The following is a 15,797-nucleotide window of genomic DNA, read 5'->3' as shown; positions in this document are numbered from 1 at the left end:
CGGGTGCGGCCCGGCCCCCCGGGGACCGGGCCGCACCCGTGTGCGGCTCGGCACCCTTTGCGGCTCAGCCCTCCAGGAACGACAGCAGCGCGTTGGCCAGGAGGTACGGGTCGTCCGCGCCGCACAGCTCGCGGGCGGAGTGCATGGAGAGGATCGCGACGCCGATGTCGACGGTCTGGATGCCGTGGCGGGCGGCCGTGATGGGGCCGATCGTCGTGCCGCAGGGCATGGAGTTGTTGGAGACGAAGGTCTGCCACGGCACTCCGGCGCGCTCGCAGGCGGCGGCGAACACGGCCCGGCCGCTGCCGTCGGTGGCGTAGCGCTGGTTGACGTTGACCTTGAGGATCGGGCCGCCGTTGGCGCGCGGGTGGTGCGAGGGGTCGTGCCGCTCGGAGTAGTTGGGGTGCACGGCGTGCCCGGTGTCCGAGGACAGACAGATGGTGGCGGCGAAGGCGCGCGCCCGGTCCTCGTAGGTCCCGCCGCGCGAGAAGACAGAACGTTCCAGCACGTTGCCCAGGAGCGGTCCGTCGGCGCCGGTGTCCGACTGGGAGCCGTTCTCCTCGTGGTCGAAGGCGGCCAGCACGGGGATGTGGTCGAGGCCCTCGGAGGTGGAGGCGGCGGCGAGGGCGGCGACGCCCGCGTGCACCGACAGCAGGTTGTCCATGCGCGGCCCGGCCAGCAGTTCGCGGTCACGGCCCAGGTAGGCGGGCGGCTCGATCGAGTGGACCATCAGGTCCCAGCCGGCCACCGAGCCCTGGGGAAGGCCCTCTTCCTCTTCCAGGAACGCGATCAGGTCGCCCTCGCGGGCGTCGCCCAGACCCCAGATCGGCTGCATGTGGCGCTGCTTGTCGAGCTTGAGGCCGTCGGTGTTCACCGACCGGTCCAGGTGCACGGCGAGTTGGGGCACGCGCAGCAGCGCGCGGTCGATGTTGACGAGCCGTTCGCTGCCGTCGCGCAGGGTGAGCCGCCCGGCCAGGCCCAGGTCGCGGTCGAGCCAGGTGTTGAGCAGGGTGCCCCCGTAGATCTCCACGGCGACCTGGCGCCAGCCCTGTGACCCGGTGTCAGGGACGGGCTTGACGCGCAGGTTGGGGGAGTCGGTGTGGGCGCCGACGATCCGGAAGGGGGTGTGGGCGGGGGCGCCCTCGGGGACGTACCAGGCGATGAGCGCACCGCCGCGCAGGACGAACCGGCCTCCCGTGCCCGAGTCCCAGGCGTCCGATTCCGACAACTGCCTGAAGCCTGCCTTTTCCAGCCGCTCGGCCGCGTTGGCCACGGCGTGGTACGGCGACGGACTGGCCGTCAGGAAGGTCATCAGATCGTCGGTGTGGCCGCGGTCGAAGCGGGCGGGAGAGCTCATGTGGTTCACCTTAACGACGGTCGTGTTCGTCATGTCCGGACTGCGGCGGATAGCGGAAAGGCCGGGGATCACGGGGTGTTCGGCCCGTGTTCCCGCGGCTTTCAGCCCGGCGGTCGCTCGAATCTGCGCTGCAGTTGCCGGCGCTCGCCCCGCCGGATGCGCGGGAGCATCTCGGGGGTCTGAGCGGGGCGCTGAGCGCGTCTTTTGCGTCCGGCGCAGAAGATACAGGCCTCACCGGGGGGTGCGTCGGGGTCGATGGGCGCACCGGGGTGCTCGGAGCATCCGGAGGCGTTGCGCGGGCGGGACAGTTCGCGGGCCACGATGAAGGCCCGGTGGAGGTCGTCGGCGATGCGCACGAAGTCCTCGTCGGGGGAGCCGAGGGTGAGGTGGAAGCGCTGTTCGTCGATGACGCGCAGGAAGCGGCGCAGCCCGTCGAGGTCGTACGGGGGCTCCGGCACGGGGTAGCCGAGTCGGCGCTGCTCACCGCCGGCGGGGGCGGCGGGGCGGCCTCCCTGGAGGCGTCGGCCGAGGCGCCGGCGGTCGTTGCAGATGAGGCAGCGGCCCCAGCCCTCGGGGGCCTCGGGGTCGAGGGCGCCGTTGGGGTGCTCGGCGCAGCCCGTGTAGCTCTTGGCGGGGGCGAGGCCGGAGGCCGTGCGGAAGGCCACGTAGAGGGCGTCGGCCACGGGGTCGTACTCGGCGGGGTGCGCGCCGTCGTACAGCTCCTTGACCCGGTCGCCGAGGGCGCCCACCTTCGCCTGGAGCTCCTTGAGGGCGTACGGACGCCCGGTGGGGACGGAATACCCCCTGCTGCTGTGCTGCTCCTGCGGACTCATGTCTACGAGCGTCCCATGAACGGCTGACATCGCGGAAAGCCGCCGGTCGGAGCGGCCGCCGGGCACACACCGGCGGCCGGGTCCCCGTGGGGGGAACCCGGCCGCTGTGCGTGCACCGCGTACGTGGGGCGGGGCCCGCCCGGGGGCGGGATCCGGGGCCCGTCCTAGAAGGCGGCCTCGTCCAGCTCCATGAGGGAGTTGTCGACGGACTCGGCCAGCGCGCGCTGGACCGAGACGCCCGGCAGGATTTGGGCCGCGAAGAACTTCGCGGCGGCGATCTTGCCCGTGTAGAACGGCACGTCCTTGGCGGAGGCCGTCGCGAGCTTCTCGGCGGCCACGGCCGCGCCCTTGAGGAGCAGGTACCCGACGACCACGTCGCCGGAGGCCATCAGCAGGCGGGTGGTGTTCTGGCCGACCTTGTAGATGTTCTTGACGTCCTCGCCGGTGGCGGTGAGGTCGACGATCATCTGGCCGACGATGGCCTCCAGGTCCACGGCGGCCTTGGCGAGGGCGTCGCGGGCGGGGGCGAGGTCGTCGCCGCCGACGGCCTCGGCGAGGAACTTCTTCATCGTCTCGCTGAGGATGTTCAGCGAGGCGCCCTGGTCGCGGACGATCTTCCGGAAGAAGAAGTCCTGGCCCTGGATGGCCGTGGTGCCCTCGTAGAGGGTGTCGATCTTGGCGTCGCGGATGTACTGCTCGATCGGGTACTCCTGCAGGTAGCCGGAGCCGCCGAAGGTCTGCAGGGACTGGGCGAGCTGCTCGTAGGACTTCTCCGAGCCGTAGCCCTTCACGATCGGCAGGAGCAGGTCGTTGAGGCCGATCTCGGCGGAGGCGTCCTCGCCGGCGGCCTGCTTGACCTGGATCTCGTCCTGGACGGAGGCGGTGTAGAGGACGAGGGCGCGCATGCCCTCGGCGTACGCCTTCTGCGTCATGAGCGAGCGGCGCACGTCGGGGTGGTGCGTGATGGTGACCTTGGGGGCCGTCTTGTCCATGAAGTTCGCCAGGTCCGGGCCCTGCACGCGCTCCTTGGCGTACTCCAGCGCGTTCAGGTAGCCGGTGGAGAGCGTGGCGATGGCCTTCGTGCCGACCATCATGCGCGCGAACTCGATGATCATGAACATCTGGCGGATGCCGTCGTGCTTGTCGCCGATCAGCCAGCCCTTGGCGGGGTGGCGGTCGCCGAAGGTCATCTCGCACGTGTTGGAGGCCTTGAGGCCCATCTTGTGCTCGACGTTCGTCGCGTAGACGCCGTTGCGCTCGCCCAGCTCGCCGGTCTCCCAGTCGAAGTGGAACTTCGGGACGAGGAAGAGGGACAGGCCCTTGGTGCCCGGGCCGTGGCCCTCGGGGCGGGCGAGGACGTAGTGGAGGATGTTCTCCTCCATGTCGTGCTCACCGGAGGTGATGAAGCGCTTGACGCCCTCGATGTGCCAGGAGCCGTCGTCCTGCTGGACGGCCTTGGTGCGGCCGGCGCCGACGTCCGAGCCGGCGTCCGGCTCGGTGAGGACCATGGTGGAGCCCCAGCGCTTCTCGACGGCTATCCCGGCGACCTTCTTCTGCGCCTCGTTGCCCTCTTCGAAGAGGATGCCGGCGAAGGCCGGGCCGGAGGAGTACATCCAGACGGCCGGGTTGGCGCCGAGGATCGTCTCGGCGAACGCCCAGATGAGGGAGCGGGGCGAGGTGGTGCCGCCGATCTCCTCGGGCAGGCCGAGACGCCAGTACTCGGAGTCCATGAAGGCCTGGTAGCTCTTCTTGAACGACGCCGGGACGGGCGCGGTGTTGGTGGCCGGGTCGAAGACCGGCGGCCGGCGGTCGGCGTCCTCGAAGGAGGCGGCCAGCTCGTTCTCGGAGAGCTTGGTCATCTCGCTGAGGATGGTCTTGGCGGTGTCGGTGTCCATCTCGCCGAACGGGCCGGTGCCGTACAGCTTGTCGCGGCCGAGCACCTCGAAGAGGTTGAACTCGATGTCGCGGAGATTCGACTTGTAGTGCCCCATGGCGACGGCTCCGTTAAGGCTCGGTGAGACGGGTTCCTCGTACATACCAATCGGTAACGTAATGATGCTACCCACGGGTAATAACCCGCAACCCCTGTGGTCCGACTGTGACACGCATCAAGCCGCGACGGCCGGCGGGCGGCGGTCGGATTTCGCGGGGGCGCCCGGTTTCCCGGGGTCGCGGGGTCCGGTGGCCGGTACCCGTCCGTAGGGGCGCGGGCGCTCGGTAGGCTTCGGGGCATGTACGGCTACGACCAGACTCCGGGCGCCCAACAGGGCTACGCGCAGCCCCCGCAGCAGCAGGGCTACGCGCAGCAGCCGCCGCTCTACCCCGAGCCCTCGCCGCCCTCGCTCGGCGACGCCGTACGCGCCTTCACCACCGGGTCGTTGTCCGCCGAGGACTTCCAGCAGATCTTCGCCACTTCGAAGGTGTACTGCCCCCGGGGCGACACCCCCGGCTTCCTGGCGCTGCACAACACCCAGCAGCCGGTCATCCCGATGTTCACCACGCTCAAGGAACTGCGCCGCTACGCCGGCAAGGAGTCCAAGTACTTCGTGATCACCGGTGCGGAGGTGATCGACCTGCTGCCGACCGGCTACGGGTTCGTCCTCGACATGGAGGGCGACCACCGGATGGTCTTCGACGCGAAGGCGGTCGAGCAGATGGTCGACTTCGCCATGCGCCGCATGTACGGCTGAAGCCCGCTCGACGGAGTCGGAGCCCCCGGGGAATGTCCCCGGGGGCTCCGCTGTTCTGTGGGGCAGTGGCAGAAAGTTCGAGTTTCAACTAAACTCGACGCCAGAAGGAGGTCACGACCATGCCCGCAGTGACTGTTGAGAACCCGTTGACCCTTCCCCGCGTGGCCGAGCCGCAGACGGCCGCCTCCCGCAAGGTGCTGGCCGTCAGCACGGCCCCGGGTGGATTCGAGGGCGAGGGATTCCCGGTGCGCCGCGCGTTCGCCGGGATCAACTACCAGCACCTCGACCCGTTCATCATGATGGACCAGATGGGCGAGGTGGAGTACGCGCCGGGCGAGCCCAAGGGCACCCCCTGGCACCCCCACCGCGGCTTCGAGACCGTCACCTACCTGATCGACGGAACCTTCGTCCACCAGGACAGCAACGGCGGCGGCGGAGTCATCAACGGCGGCGACACGCAGTGGATGACCGCCGGCGCGGGCCTGCTCCACATCGAGGCCCCGCCGGAGTCGCTCGTCGTCAGCGGCGGGCTCTTCCACGGCCTCCAGCTGTGGGTCAACCTGCCGGCCTCCGACAAGATGATGCCCCCGCGCTACCAGGACATCGGCGGCGGCCAGGTCCAGTTGCTGTCCACCCCCGACGGCGGCGCCCTGCTCCGCGTGATCGCCGGTGAGTTGGACGGTCACGAGGGCCCGGGCATCACCCACACCCCGATCACGATGATCCACGCCACAGTCACCCCGGGCGCGCAGATCACCCTGCCGTGGCGCGAGGACTTCAACGCCCTCGCGTACGTCATGGCCGGCCGCGGCTCGGTCGGCGCGGAGCGCCGGCCCGTCCACACCGGGCAGACGGTCGTCTTCGGCGAGGGCGGCTCGCTCACGGTCCGCGCGGACGAGGCCCAGGACTCCAACGCCCCGGACCTGGAGGTCGTGCTCCTCGGCGGCCGTCCCATCCGGGAGCCGATGGCGCACTACGGGCCGTTCGTGATGAACAGCCGCGACGAGCTCCAGCAGGCCTTCGACGACTTCCAGGCGGGCCGGCTCGGCCGGATCCCGACCACGGAGCGGAAGAAGTAGCGCACGCGCTCGAAGGAGGCCCGGACCGTTGTCGGTCCGGGCCTTTTCCGTGGTTCGGAGCGAGGCCGGAGCCCGGCAAGATCCGAAAGGGGCGGCCTCAGGGCTGTCGGCGCGGGCCGGCCCTCGCGCATACCGGCGGGCCGTCTGCGTGGGCCCTACATCTTCACGCAGACACGCAGAGGGGGGTGCCCGCCGCCAACGCCGGTTGGTGCGGGCGGAGTCGCTCCACCTTCGAGCGGCATGCCCGGCCGGCCCGCCCCGCCCCGCCTCAGGCGTCCGGCGTTGCCCCGGTCGCCGCCGTGTCCGGTTCCGGGGGCTGCGGGGCGAAGCGGCCCCTCAGTTCCGAGACCACCCCGAACACCGCGGCCGTCAGGGGTACGGCGAGCAGCATGCCGAGGATGCCGGCGACGCTCGCCCCCGCCGTGATCGCCAGCATCACCACCGCCGGGTGCATCTGCACCGTGCGGCTCTGCACCAGGGGCTGGAGCACGTAGCCCTCGATCATCTGGACGGCCAGCACCACGCCCAGCGTCCACAGGCCGATGATCCAGCCCCGGTCGGCGAGGGCGACGAGGACCGCCACGGAGCCGGAGAGGAACGCGCCGAGGTAGGGGATGTACGCCGTGACGAAGACCAGCGCGGCCAGCCCCACCGCGCCCGGCACCCGCAGGACGAGCAGGCCCGTGCCGATCAGCACGGCGTCGACGAGCGCGACGAAGGTGGTCCCGCGCATGAAGCCCTCGACGGCCCCGTAGGCGCGCCGCCCCATGGCCTCCATCAGGTCGCCCGCGCCGTGCGGTACCAGCGAGCGCAGGGTGGCGACGGCCCGGTCGGAGTCCCGCAGGAAGAAGAAGATCAGTACCAGGGACAGCAGAGCCGTGGCGATCATCGTGCCCACCACGCTGAGTCCGCTGAGCACCCCGGAGGCGGCCGTGCCGCCGAACTTCGCCAGGAGGCCCTTGGAGTGGGCGGCCACGTCCTCCAGGGAGGTGCCGACCGCCCCGAAGTGCTCCGCGAGGGCGGCACCGGCCCGCTTGAGGGAGTCGATGATCTGGTCACCGGTCTTGATCAGCGCGAGGACGACCACGTACGAGGCCCCGCCGACGACCCCGGTCACGGCGAGGCAGGTCAGGCCGGCGGCGAGGGAGCGGTTGACCCGCAGGGCGACCAGCCGACGGTGCATCGGCCCGAGCAGGGCCGTACCGAGCACGGCGAGCAGCAGCGGGGTCACGACCGTCTTGAGGGTCACGCACAGCCACACGACCAGTGCGAGCACGGCCGCGGCGAGCAGGACGACTCCGCACCAGGCGCCCAACCGACGCACCGGTTCGGGCAGCAGAGGGGTCGACATCGCCGTACCCGCCTTTCAGTCGGGATGGCCGGAAAGCCGGAAGGCCGGATCAGCCGGATCAGCCGGGGTCGTCTTCTTCGGCGGTCTCGTCCCGCTTGGAGCGTTCGTACAGCTCGAACCAGGTCGACTTGCCCTGGCCCCGGGGGTCGACGCCCCAGGTGTCGGCCAGCATCTCCATGAGCAGCACCCCGCGCCCGCTCGACGCCATCTCGCCGGGCTGCCGCTTGTGCGGGAGTTCGTCGCTGGAGTCCGCGACCTCCACGCGCAACCGCCGCGCGCCCCGCTCGCCGGCGGCCTCCGCGAGCAGCGCGGCGTCCCCGTCGGTGTGCACCAGGACGTTGGTCACCATCTCGGAGACCATCAGCACCGCCGAGTCCACCTGCTCCGGGTCCGCCCAGTCGTGCAGCAGTTCCCTGATCTGCCGGCGGACTCCCGAGATCCGCCCCGGCTCGGCCTGCGCCACGGTCAGCATCGTGCGCCGGGCGGGCCGCGCCGGGTGCGGCGGCAGGCCCTCGCGGCCGGGGGCGGGGTGCTCGCGCCACAGCAGGACCACGGCTATGTCGTCCTCGCGGCGGTCGGCCAGCGGTCCGGTGGTGTGGTGCGAGGAGGGCCCGTGCACGGCCTGGACCAGCAGGTCGGCGAGCCGCTCCAGGTGCCCGGCGCCGGGACCGCCGGAACCCGCACCGGCGGAACCGGCACCGGCGCCGACGTCGGCCCGCGCGTCCACGTCCGCGTCGGCCTCCAGGATCGCGCGCAGCCGTGCCCAGCCCGTGTCGAGGTCGTGGCCGCCGGTCTCGATGAGCCCGTCCGTGCACAGCATCATCGTCTCGCCGGGCTCCAGGGCGAAGCGGGTCGTCGGGTAGTCGGTGTCCGGGACGATGCCGAGCGGCAGCCCGCCCGCCGTGGGCCGCACCAGGACGGTGCCGTCGCTCATCCGCACCGCCGGGTCGGGGTGCCCGGCGCGGGCCACCTCCAGCATCCCGGTCCCCGGGTCGCACTCCACGTACAGGCAGGTGGCGAAGCGCGGGCTCAGGAAGTCCGCGTCCTCGTCCCCGGCGAGCCCGTCCGCGTCCTCCTGGGAGGAGCACAGCCCGGCCAGGAAGCGGGAGGCGCGGGAGAGCACGGCGTCGGGCCGGTGGCCCTCGGAGGCGTAGGCGCGTACGGCGATCCGCAGCTGCCCCATCAGGCCGGCGGCCCGTACGTCGTGTCCCTGGACGTCCCCGATGACCAGGGCGAAGCGGCCCGAGGGAAGCGGGATCACGTCGTACCAGTCGCCGCCGACCTGGAGCCCGCCCCCGGTGGGGACGTAGCGGGCGGCGATGGTCATGCCGGGGATCTCCGGGCCGAGCTGGGGCATCATCGAGCGCTGGAGTCCGGTGGTGAGTTCCCGTTCGGACTCGGCCACGACCGCCCGCTGGAGGGCCTGGGCCAGCATCCGGGCCACCGTCGTCAGGACGGAGCGCTCGTCGGGGGAGAAGGACACCGGGTGCTTGAAGGCGGCCATCCAGGCCCCCATGGTGCGCCCCGCCACGATCAGCGGGATGAACGCCCAGGATTCCCGGCCGAAGCGCTGGGCGAGCGGCCAGGTGGCGGGGAAGCGGCGCTTGTAGTCCTCGGGGGTGGGGAGGTAGATCGCCCGCCCGGTCCGGACCACCTCGGTGGCCGGATAGTCCGTCTCCAGGCCCATGTCCGTGAAGGGGGCCTCGGCGCCGGGGCCGTGCCCGTGGTGCCCGATGATCGACAGCCGGTCGCCGGCGACCCCGAAGACGGCCAGCCCGTCGGGGCTGAACCCCGGCATGGACAGGGAGGCCGCCACCCGGAGCACCTCGCTGGTGGAGCGGGCCTCGGCCAGGGCCCGGCCCGCGTCGAGGAGGAAGGCCTCGCGGGAGCGCCGCCAGTCGCCGGTGATGGGGGTGTGCACGGCGGTGGTGCCGGGCTGGGGTTCGGCGATCTCCTGGATGGTGCCGATCAGCTCGTAGTCGACGCGGCCCTCGGCCGTCCGGTTCTCCCTGGGCTTCGAGCGGCTGCGTACGGTGCGCAGCACGCGCCCGTCCTCGTCCATGATCCGCAGCCGGGCCTCGGCGAGTGTTCCCTCGGCGACGGCGAGGTTCACGATCCCGTTGATCTCGTTCCAGTCCACCGGGTGGAAGCGCGAGCGCACGGCGACCTCGGGCAGGACGACCGGCTCGGCGGGCAGCCCGAGCAGCCGGGCGGCCTCGCCGTCGAGGGTGACCGTCCCGGAGGCGTTGTCCCATCGCCACAGGCCGGTCGCGATGGCGGCCAGGACGTCCTCGGTGCGCACCCGGTCATCTTTACAGGTCATCCCGCGGGAGTGCCTGTTCAGCGGCCTCCACGGGCGTGCCCGCGCGGCACGCCTGCCGGACGGTAACCTGGGGACGGTTGAATCCACCCTGGTATCGCGTAGAACTGGATGACTGATGCATCGGTACAGGTCCCACAAGTGCGGCGAGCTTCGAGCCTCCGACGTCGGCTCCGACGTCCGGCTGAGCGGCTGGGTGCACAATCGGCGTGACCTGGGCGGCATCCTCTTCATCGATCTGCGTGACCACTACGGCATCACGCAGCTCGTCGTCCGCCCCGGCACCGCCGGGGCCGAGGCGCTGGGCAACGTCACGAAGGAGACCGTCGTCCGCATCGACGGCAAGGTCCTCTCCCGTGGCGCGGACAACGTCAACCCGGAGCTGCCGACCGGTGACGTCGAGGTCGAGGTCACCGAGGTCGAGGTGCTCGGCGCCTCCGCCCCGCTGCCCTTCACGATCAACACCGACGACGGGGTGAACGAGGAGCGGCGCCTGGAGTACCGCTTCCTCGACCTGCGCCGCAAGCGCATGCACGACAACATCATGCTGCGCTCGGCCGTCATCGCGTCGATCCGCTCGAAGATGGTGGCCCTCGGCTTCAACGAGATGGCGACCCCGATCCTCACCGCGACCTCCCCCGAGGGCGCCCGTGACTTCGTCGTCCCGTCCCGCCTGAACCCGGGCAAGTTCTACGCCCTGCCGCAGGCCCCGCAGCAGTTCAAGCAGCTGCTGATGATCTCCGGCTTCGACCGGTACTTCCAGATCGCGCCCTGCTTCCGCGACGAGGACGCCCGCGCCGACCGTTCGCCGGGCGAGTTCTACCAGCTCGACGTCGAGATGTCCTTCGTCGAGCAGGAGGACGTCTTCCAGCCGATCGAGCGTCTGATGACCGAGATCTTCACCGAGTTCGGCAAGGGCCGCGAGGTCACCTCGCCGTTCCCGCGGATCCCGTTCCGCGAGTCGATGGTCAAGTACGGCAACGACAAGCCCGACCTGCGCGCCAAGCTGGAACTCGTCGACATCACCGACGTGTTCGAGGGCTCGGAGTTCAAGGCGTTCGCCGGCAAGCACGTGCGCGCGCTGGCCGTCCCGGACACCGCCGCGCAGCCGCGCAAGTTCTTCGACGGCCTCGGCGAGTACGCGATCTCGCTGGGCGCCAAGGGCCTGGCCTGGGTCCGCGTGGGTGACGAGGGCGCGCTGACCGGCCCGATCGCCAAGTTCCTCACCGAGGAGAACGTCAAGGTCCTCACCGAGCGTCTGGGCCTGGCGGCCGGGCACGCGGTGTTCTTCGGCGCGGGCGAGTTCGACGAGGTCTCCAAGATCATGTCCGGCGTCCGCGTCGAGGCGGCCAAGCGCGCGGGCCAGTTCGAGGAGAACGTCTTCCGCTTCTGCTGGATCGTCGACTTCCCGATGTACGAGAAGGACGAGGAGACCGGCAAGATCGACTTCTCCCACAACCCGTTCTCCATGCCGCAGGGCGGCATGAAGGACCTGGAGGAGAAGGACCCGCTCGACATCCTGGCCTGGCAGTACGACATCGTCTGCAACGGCATCGAGCTCTCCTCCGGCGCCATCCGCAACCACGAGCCCGAGGTCATGCTCAAGGCCTTCGAGATCGCCGGCTACGAGGCCGAGACCGTCGAGCGGGAGTTCGCGGGCATGCTGCGCGCGTTCCGCCTCGGCGCCCCGCCGCACGGTGGCATCGCCCCGGGCGTGGACCGCATGGTGATGCTGCTCGCCGACGAGCCGAACATCCGCGAGACCATCGCCTTCCCGCTGAACGGCAACGCCCAGGACCTGATGATGGGCGCCCCGACGGTGCTGGAGGAGTCCCGCCTGCGCGAGCTGAACATCGCGCTGCGCAAGCCGGTCGAGACGAAGGCGGCTCCGACGGAGCGTCCCGTGTCGGACGCGGTCATCCCGGACGCCGGGTCGCCGCGCGCGTAGCCTGCCGGCTGTTCGACGTACGAAGGCGGCGCCCCCTCCCGGACCGGGAGGGGGCGCCGCCTTCTGTGGTCACCGGGTCAGTACGACTGGAGCAGACCCTTGAGGAGCGCGGCCGGGGCCAGCTCGGTGGGGGCCGTTCCGGCGTGGAAGAGGCCGGCGTTCGCGAGGTCCAGCTTGCGCAGGAAGTCGAAGGCCTTGGAGTCGGGCTCGCCGAACGCGACGAACTGCCAGTGGACGTCGGGGGCGGCGGCGACGGCGTCGGCGATCGCCTGGCGGGCGGGCTGACGGTTGTCGGGAGCGCCGTCCGTCTGGAAGACGACCAGGGCCGGGCCCGCGCCGCCGTCCTTCTGGTAGCGCTCCATCACGGCCTCGACGGCGACGTGGTAGCTGGTGCGTCCCATCCGGCCGAGTTCGGCGTGCCGGGCCTCGACCCAGGCCGGGTCGTGGGCGTCGAGGGACAGTTCGGCGGTGCCGTCGAGCTCGGTGGAGAAGAACACCGTGTGGACGGTGGCCCGCTCGTCGAGGTGCGCGGCCAGGGCCAGGGCGTGGTCGGCGAGGTACTGGGCGCTGCCGTCCTTGTAGAACCCGCGCATCGATCCCGAACGGTCGAGCACCAGGTACACCTTGGCCCGTGCCCCGGCCTTCCCCTTGGCGCGCAGCACCTGCCCGGCGGCCTTGTACGCCCCGACGACGCCGGGCGCCGTCCGCCGTACGACGGCCGCGGCGACAGCGGCCCCCGCGACTGCCTCCGGCGGGGTCTGGGTGGCGGGGGCTGCCGCGACGGGCTCCGGCTGAGTGGCGGGCTCCGGCTGGGCGACGGGCTCTTCCTGAGCCTGCGGCTCGGCTTCGGCCTCGATCTCGGCTTCGGCTTCGGCGGCTGCCGGGACGGGCTCCGGCTGTGTGGCCGGCTCGTCGTGAGCCTCGGGCTCGGGGTGAGCCTGCGGCTCGGGCTCGGCCTCGGCCTCGGCCGCGACGGCCTCCGGCTGGGCTTCGGCGGCTGCCGCGACGGGCTCCGCTTCCGCCTGAGCCTGGGCCTCCGGCTGGGCCTCGGCTTCGGCTGAGACGGCCTCCGGTTCAGTGGCGGGCTCGTCCTGAGCCACCGGCTCGGGGTCCACCTCGGCGGTTGCCGGGGCGGCCTCCGGCTCGGCCTCGGCTTCGGCCGTTACGGCCTCCGCTTCCGGCTGGGCCTGCGGCTCGGTCTCGGCCCGCACCTCGGCCTGTGCGGCCGGTTCGGTCGGGGCCTCCGGCTGGGCGTCGGCCTCGACCTCCGCGTCGGCCTCTGCCTCGACCGTGACGGCTTCCGGCTGGGCGGCCGGTTCGACTTCGGCCGTGACAGCCTCGGGCTCCGGCTCGGCGGTGGTTTCAGCCGGGGCGGCGTCGGCCTCGGGCTGGGCTTCCGGCTCGGCGGCGGCTTCGGCCGGGACGGCTTCCGGCTCCGGCTGGGCCTCGGCCTCGGCCGGGGCGGCCTCCGGCGTGGTGGCGGCAGCGGGTTCGGTCGGGGTGGGCTCCACCTGCGCGGCGGCCGGCTCGGCCACGGGCGGGGTGCCGCCCGATCCCGGGGTCTCCGCGCCCGCCGGAGGCGAAGGGCGGCGTGCCTCCGGGACGGTGGGGTCCGCCACCGGGGTGGGGGCGGTCAGAAGTGTGCCGGGCTCGCGGTCCCGCGGTGCGGACTGCGGCGGCACGGTCGGATTGTCGAAGGAAGCGGCCACCAACTCGGCGGCCACGTCCAGGGGAGTACGTTCCGCCTGGTTGGGGACGACCGCCGAAGAGGACTCCGACGTCTCCGGAACCGGCTCGGCAGATCGTCCGAATACCTTGCGCAACAAGCTCCGAATACCCATGGGCCAGGCCTTTCGCATGAGTGCGTGCGTCATTTGTCCGTGCTGCGCGGATGATCCCTGCCCAGAGTGGACACGTAAGGTTATCGGCCCCTTGGCTGGAACTTCGGCAGGGGCGCCTTTCGTGGCGCCCGACGCCCCAGCGAACCGGGTCCGCCGACCGAACTGCCCCTCCGCCGTGCCGGGTTCATTCACCGTTCATCCCCACGCCCCCGCATCGGCGCAACCCGGGCCTAGCGTCACGCCTGATTCGTACCGACATCTTGTCGGTGTCGTGCACTTATCGGAGGACACCTCGTGCGCAAGCTCCTTCCGCTCCTCGGCAACTCGCACGGGGGCGGACGTTCCGCCCTCACCTGCCGCTACCGCTGCGGCGACGCATGCTTCCACGAGGTGCCCAACACCAGCGACAACGAGTACGCGGGTGACGTCATGGCCCGCGCCTACTCCCGCCGCTCGATGCTCCGCTCCGCCGCGATCGTCACCGTCGCGACCGCCGCCGGTACCGCCGTCACCCTCGGCGCCGGCGGTGGCCAGTCCGCCGAGGCGACCCCCTCCGTCGACCCCAAGGCCGGCTCCGGCGAGGCCGCCCGCGGTCTGCGCTTCAAGGCCGTCGCGCCGAACACGGCCGACAAGGTCACCGTTCCCGAAGGCTACGAGCAGAACGTCGTCATCCGCTGGGGCGAGCCGATCGTCAAGGGCGCCCCGGGCTTCAACTCCGACAAGCAGAGCGCCGCCGCCCAGGCCGGGCAGTTCGGCTACAACAACGACTTCCTGAGCCTCCTCCCGCTCGACGGCGACTACGAGCGTCAGCAGTTGCTCGTGGCCAACCACGAGTACACGGACGAGAACCTCATGTTCAAGGGCTACGACCCGGCCAACCCGACCCGCGAGCAGGTCGAGATCGCCTGGGCCGCGCACGGGCTGTCGGTCGTCGTCGTCCAGGAGGACCACCGCAGCGGCAAGCTCACCGCGGTCAACCGCCACCAGCTCAACCGCCGCCTGACGGCCACCAGCGTGTTCCGCCTGACCGGCCCGGCGGCCGGCAGCGCCCTGCTGAAGACCTCCGTGGACGCGACCGGCACCAAGGTCCTCGGCACGCTCAACAACTGCGCCGGCGGCACCACCCCGTGGGGCACCACCCTCCACGGCGAGGAGAACTTCAACCAGTACTTCGGCAACGCCGGCCTGGTCACCGAGCCCGTCGAGGCCGCCCGCCTCAAGCGCTACGGCGTGACCGCGGGAGCCACCGAGCGCAAGTGGGAGCGCTTCGACAAGCGCTTCGACGTGTCGCAGGAGCCCAACGAGTCGCACCGCTTCGGCTGGGTCGTCGAGCTGGACCCGTACGACCCGAACTCCACCCCGCGCAAGCGCACCGCGCTCGGCCGCTTCAAGCACGAGGCCGCCCAGCCCCGTCTGACCGAGGACGGCCGTCCGGTCGTCTACATGGGCGACGACGAGCGCTTCGACTACTTCTACAAGTTCGTGTCCTCGAAGCAGATGAAGAAGGGCAACTCCCGTGCGGCCAAGGAGTACAACCTGACGCTGCTGGACGAGGGCACCCTCTACGTCGCCAAGCTCACCGGGGACTCCCCGGTCGACCAGCTCGACGGCACCGGCAAGCTGCCCTCCGACGGCGAGTTCGACGGTTCGGGCATCTGGATCAAGCTCGCCACCGGCAACGTCTCGCACGTCGAGGGGATGACGGCCGAAGAGGTCTACGTCTTCACCCGCCAGGCCGCCGACAAGGCCGGCGCCACGAAGATGGACCGCCCCGAGGACGTCGAGCCATCCCCGCGTTCCGGTCGCGTCTACATCGCGCTGACCAACAACACCGACCGCGGCAAGCCCGGCAAGGAGGGCCCCACCGAGGCGAACCCGCGCAACCTGAACAAGCACGGCCAGATCCTGGAGCTCGCCGAGAACTTCGACGACCCGGCCGGTGACGGGTTCGCCTGGCGCCTGTTCCTGGTCGCCGGTGACCCGAACGACCCGTCCACCTACTTCGCGGGCTTCCCGAAGGACAAGGTCAGCCCGATCTCCTGCCCGGACAACGTGGCCTTCGACCCGCACGGCAACCTGTGGATCTCCACCGATGGCAACCAGCTGGGCTCGCACGACGGCCTGTTCGGCGTCGCGACCGCCGGTGAGCGGCGCGGTGAGCTGAAGCAGTTCCTGACCGTCCCGCGCGGCGCCGAGACCTGTGGTCCGCTGGTTCAGGACAAGCGCGTCCTGGTCGCCGTCCAGCACCCGGGCGAGATCGACGGGGCGTCCGTCGAGAAGCCGCAGTCGGTGTGGCCCGACGGACCGGGCAAGATCGTCCGTCCGTCGGTCGTGTCGGTGTGGCGCAAGGACGGCAAGAACATCGGCGTCTGATCCAC

Annotated in this window: 10 protein-coding genes; 4 read left to right on the top strand and 6 right to left on the bottom strand. The window is 71.3% G+C overall.

Annotated elements, in window-relative coordinates; all coding sequences use genetic code 11:
* Nucleotides 1-64 precede the first annotated feature (64 nt).
* The 3 genes from ACIOD1_RS18015 to ACIOD1_RS18005 all read right to left on the bottom strand — a co-directional run bounded on the left by ACIOD1_RS18015 (nucleotide 65) and on the right by ACIOD1_RS18005 (nucleotide 4,181).
* Entirely contained in the window at nucleotides 65-1,357 is a 1,293-nt protein-coding gene (locus tag ACIOD1_RS18015) for a M18 family aminopeptidase (protein WP_365615919.1), read from the bottom strand.
* 101 nt (nucleotides 1,358-1,458) lie between these two features.
* On the bottom strand, nucleotides 1,459-2,190 hold the full coding sequence (locus tag ACIOD1_RS18010; RefSeq protein ID WP_365615917.1) for a hypothetical protein: 732 nt from the start codon (nucleotides 2,188-2,190) through the stop codon (nucleotides 1,459-1,461).
* A 164-nt stretch (nucleotides 2,191-2,354) separates the two neighbouring features.
* A complete protein-coding gene (locus ACIOD1_RS18005) occupies nucleotides 2,355-4,181 on the bottom strand; it encodes an acyl-CoA dehydrogenase (RefSeq protein WP_365616209.1) in 1,827 nt (608 codons plus the stop codon).
* Between the two features lie 240 nt (nucleotides 4,182-4,421).
* Here ACIOD1_RS18005 and ACIOD1_RS18000 point away from each other — a divergent pair, with 240 nt between their 5' ends.
* Together ACIOD1_RS18000 and ACIOD1_RS17995 are read left to right on the top strand one after the other, a co-directional pair.
* Nucleotides 4,422-4,880 (top strand): SseB family protein, encoded by a 459-nt coding sequence (locus tag ACIOD1_RS18000; RefSeq protein WP_365615914.1) that lies wholly within the window; start codon nucleotides 4,422-4,424, stop codon nucleotides 4,878-4,880.
* A gap of 119 nt (nucleotides 4,881-4,999) precedes the next feature.
* Nucleotides 5,000-5,959, top strand: coding sequence for a pirin family protein (locus ACIOD1_RS17995; protein WP_365615911.1), 960 nt, complete (start codon nucleotides 5,000-5,002; stop codon nucleotides 5,957-5,959).
* A gap of 268 nt (nucleotides 5,960-6,227) precedes the next feature.
* On the opposite strand, the gene ACIOD1_RS17990 is transcribed toward ACIOD1_RS17995, so the two are convergent.
* Entirely contained in the window at nucleotides 6,228-7,310 is a 1,083-nt protein-coding gene (locus ACIOD1_RS17990; RefSeq protein ID WP_401903258.1) for an AI-2E family transporter, read from the bottom strand.
* Between the two features lie 58 nt (nucleotides 7,311-7,368).
* Nucleotides 7,369-9,612 (bottom strand): SpoIIE family protein phosphatase, encoded by a 2,244-nt coding sequence (locus tag ACIOD1_RS17985; RefSeq protein WP_401903554.1) that lies wholly within the window; start codon nucleotides 9,610-9,612, stop codon nucleotides 7,369-7,371.
* Between the two features lie 136 nt (nucleotides 9,613-9,748).
* Here ACIOD1_RS17985 and aspS point away from each other — a divergent pair, with 136 nt between their 5' ends.
* The gene (gene aspS, locus ACIOD1_RS17980; RefSeq protein WP_365615906.1) at nucleotides 9,749-11,578 is read left to right on the top strand and encodes an aspartate--tRNA ligase; all 1,830 of its coding nucleotides are present in this window, start codon (nucleotides 9,749-9,751) and stop codon (nucleotides 11,576-11,578) included.
* A 77-nt stretch (nucleotides 11,579-11,655) separates the two neighbouring features.
* Here the strand turns inward: aspS and ACIOD1_RS17975 are convergent, their stop codons facing one another.
* A complete protein-coding gene (locus ACIOD1_RS17975) occupies nucleotides 11,656-13,302 on the bottom strand; it encodes a VWA domain-containing protein (protein WP_401903254.1) in 1,647 nt (548 codons plus the stop codon).
* Between the two features lie 411 nt (nucleotides 13,303-13,713).
* Between ACIOD1_RS17975 and ACIOD1_RS17970 the strand changes: the two genes are divergently transcribed.
* On the top strand, nucleotides 13,714-15,792 hold the full coding sequence (locus ACIOD1_RS17970; RefSeq protein WP_365615900.1) for a PhoX family phosphatase: 2,079 nt from the start codon (nucleotides 13,714-13,716) through the stop codon (nucleotides 15,790-15,792).
* The last annotated feature ends 5 nt before the right edge of the window (nucleotides 15,793-15,797 follow it).

The sequence above is a fragment of the Streptomyces sp. NPDC088097 genome (assembly GCF_044741845.1).
In the GTDB taxonomy this organism is placed as follows: domain Bacteria; phylum Actinomycetota; class Actinomycetes; order Streptomycetales; family Streptomycetaceae; genus Streptomyces.
The sequence above is the reverse complement of the archived record's forward strand: the minus strand, read 5'-3'. Positions and strand labels throughout refer to the sequence as shown.